The organism is Variovorax sp. 01T439_2, from assembly GCF_056398445.1.
Window position 1 is genome coordinate 1 of sequence record NZ_JBFTPJ010000641.1, and the last position, 3,500, is coordinate 3,500.

1 protein-coding gene is annotated in these 3,500 nt (G+C 62.1%); it reads left to right on the forward strand.

The annotated features are described in order from the left end of the window. A partial coding sequence (locus AC1DOC_RS24945) for a hemagglutinin repeat-containing protein (RefSeq protein ID WP_478130704.1) occupies positions 1–3,500 on the forward strand: 3,500 nt, incomplete at both ends.

Genomic DNA, 3,500 nt, shown 5'->3' on the forward strand with positions numbered 1-3,500 from the left:
GGTCAACAGCGGCACGGTCGCGGGGCGAAGGACCGTCAGCATCACGGCGGAGAACATCCAGAACCTGAACGGCCGCATGGTCAACAGCGGCACGGTCGCGGGGCGAAGGACCGTCAGCATCACGGCGGAGAACATCCAGAACCTGAACGGCCGCATCTCCGGCGACAGCCTCGACCTCAAGGCCCGGACCGACCTGAACAACATCGGCGGCACGATCGACGCGGCCAGCCAGCTCAAGATCGAGGCCGGGCGAGACATCAACGTGCGCACCACGACCAGCAGCAGCGGGTTGGCCCTGGACCTCACGCCCGGGGCCGTGAGCCTGCGCGGCGCCACCATCGTTGACCGGGTGGCGGGTCTCTACGTGAGCGACCCCAAGGGCGTGCTGGTGGCGTCGGCCGGCCGCGACGTCAACCTGATCGGTGCCCTCGTCGCCAACAGCGGCAAGGAAGGCACGACCGAGATCGGCGCAGGCCGCGACATCAACCTGGGCACCGTCACGACGGCAAGGCAGGACACCACGGTTCGGGACGCCGGCAACTACCGCGCCGAGGCCAGCACGCGGGAAGTCGGCACCCGCATCGAGACCAGCGGCGACATCAGTTTGCATGCGCAGCGCGACGTCAGCGTGCGCGCGGCCACCGTCAACAGTGCGGATGGCGCACTGGAAGTCGCCGCCAAGCGCGACATCACCATCGATGCGGGACAGTCGACCTCGGCCCTCAATGCGGGGCGCCGCACCGAGGAGAGCGGCTTCTGGGGCAGCGACCGCAGCATGGAGCAGGGCACCTTTGGTTCGACCGGCGCCATCGGCAGCAGCCTGGGCGGCAAGACCGTCGTGCTGGATGCGGGCAATAACATCCGTGTCCGTGGGTCGAATGTGGTGAGCGACAAAGGCACTGAACTCTGGGCTGACAACAACATCGCCATCGAAGCCGCGACGCAAACGCGGGACAGCCAGTATGTCCGCGAGGAATCGCAGAGTGGCATGTTCGATGCGAACTCCGGCTGGACCTGGGGTCACCAGGACACGCGCAGCACCAGAAACCGTGAAGAAAGTACGGCCGTGGGCAGCACCGTGGGGGCCATCGGGGGGAACGTCGTCATCAACGCCGGCAACCGCTACAGCCAAGTGGGCAGTGATGTGATCGCGCCTGGTGGGGACATCGATATCCGGGCGCGCAATGTCCAGATCGTCGAGGCGCGTGAGACGAGCCGCAGCGAAAGCACGCAGAGCTTCTCCCAGGGCGGTATCACGCTGGGTATCAAGGCACCCTTGATTGACCTGTTGCGAAACATCGAGGAAACCTCGGAGGCCATTGGCGACACCAAGGACGATCGCATGAAAGCGTTGGGTGCTGCGAGCATGGGTCTCAGTGGCTATTCAGCATATCAGGACGTCTCCAAGGCTGCGGCTACGAACACAGGAACCGGCGCCGTCAGCATGGGTGCCACGCTGATGGTGGGCAGTAGTTCAAGCGAGACCACCAGCACCCAAAGCAGCAACACGTCCGCCGGCTCCCGGGTGCAGGCCGGAGGCAACGTCACCATCACCGCCACTGGCGGCGGGCGGGATTCCAACATTCTCATACGCGGTAGCGAGATCAATGCCGGCAAGAACGTCAATCTCGCGGCAGACAACAACGTCACGCTCGAGGCGGCGGCGAACACCCACGAGCAGAGCTCTACCAGCCGCAGCAGCAATGCAAGCGTCGGTGTCGGCTACGGCTTCGGGCAAAGCAATGGCTTCACGATCGAGGTGGCCGCTGGAAGCCAGAGCGGCCGAGATAACGGCACAGATGGCGCATGGACGAGCACTACGATCAATGCAGGTCGGCAGGTCAATATCACCAGCGGCGGTGACACCACCCTTCGGGGTGCCACGGTTGCCGGCGAACGTATCAACGCCGATGTGAGCGGGAACCTTCATGTCGAGACCCTTCAGGACACCAGCACATATCACAGCCAGAACAGCGGGGGCGGCTTTAACTCGACCATTTGCGCTTGGATCTGCTACGGCGACAGCAGCGTAAGCGTCTATGCCCACAACACGCGCGGGGATGGCAATTTTGCGAGTGCCACACAGCAAAGCGGGTTCTTGGCTGGGGACGGCGGCTTTGGTGTCAAYGTGGGGGGCAACACCAATCTCGTGGGTGGGGTGATCAGCAGTACGGATGTTGCCGTGAACGGAAGCAAGAACAGCTTCTCGACCAGCAGCCTGACGATGGCAGACCTGGTCAACCACGACACCTTCAAAGGCAGTGGTTACAGCATCAGCGCCAGCACAAGCACCGCGGGAATGGGCTCGGGAGGGGCTGGCATTGGCAGCAACGATATCAATGAGTCCAGCATCACGCGAAGCGGCATCTCGGGCGTCGCAGGCAATGCGTCGGTGCGTACCGGCGTAGACAGCACCAATGCGCTGCAGATGACCGACAGAACGCGGGCGATGCGAGATGTGCAAGCGCAAATTCAGATCACCGCTGCTTTTGGTCGCGAGGCGACGACAGCCGCGGCAACATACGCGGATCGGCAGGCTGTCCTCGCACGACAAGGAAGCAACGAAGAGGAAGCACGGAAATGGGATGAGGGAGGCGCATACCGTGTCGCACTTCATGCGGCCATCGGTCTTCTGACCGGCAATCTGTCAGGTGCTGCGGGCTCAACGCTGAGCGCAACGGCGCTCCCGGAAATCGGGGAAATGATTGCGGACATGGGCTTGCCGGACACGGTCCGGGTGGCGTTGACACAGGTAGCAGGCTTGGCCCTGGGATCGGCGACCGGCGGTGTCGCGGGTGCAACAGCATCGTTCAATACCGCTCAGAACTATGTGAGCCACAGTCCGTTTGCAGGTGTGCGACGAACAGTCTCACAGGAAAATGCCAGGTTATTGAACGATTGCGGCCCAAACTGCACGCAAGCGGATTTTCAGCGCATTGACCGGCAACTGTTTCAGCTCGAAACAGCCGCCAACCTAATCGCGATCGATCGGAATTCTGCGCTCACTACCGATCAAGCAGTTCGCCTTAGCGAGTCCTTGCAACTGCTGTTGCCTGTTTATGGCACAGCGACTGGTTTGTACATGGCGGCGACAGGTGAGAGCCTCTCCGGGCGAGAGCTGTCAAACGTCGAGCGATTTTTCAGTGGTTTGGCTGCAGCCGTTCCCTTGGGATCGACCGCTTACAGAGCTGTGCAAGAGATGCGCGTTGCCGCCGTGGCCGAAGCTGAAGCGAGGTTCGCGCTGGAGCAAGGAATTCCTGCTGTCGCACAGGTCCCCGGACGAGTGTCATCGCGAATTAACGTCGCAAATGGGCGGACACAGACTACGCCTCTTCGTGGGACCGGCCAACCGGTCAGCGCAGGTTTTGAGCACGTGGTGGAACAGCATATCGGTGTTCAACTGGCAAACAACAGATCGGCCTTTACTATCACTTCTGATGAGCTGCGTGGCCTTTTGCAAGAATCAAGCGTTGTGAAGTCACCTGTCACAGCGTTGGGCG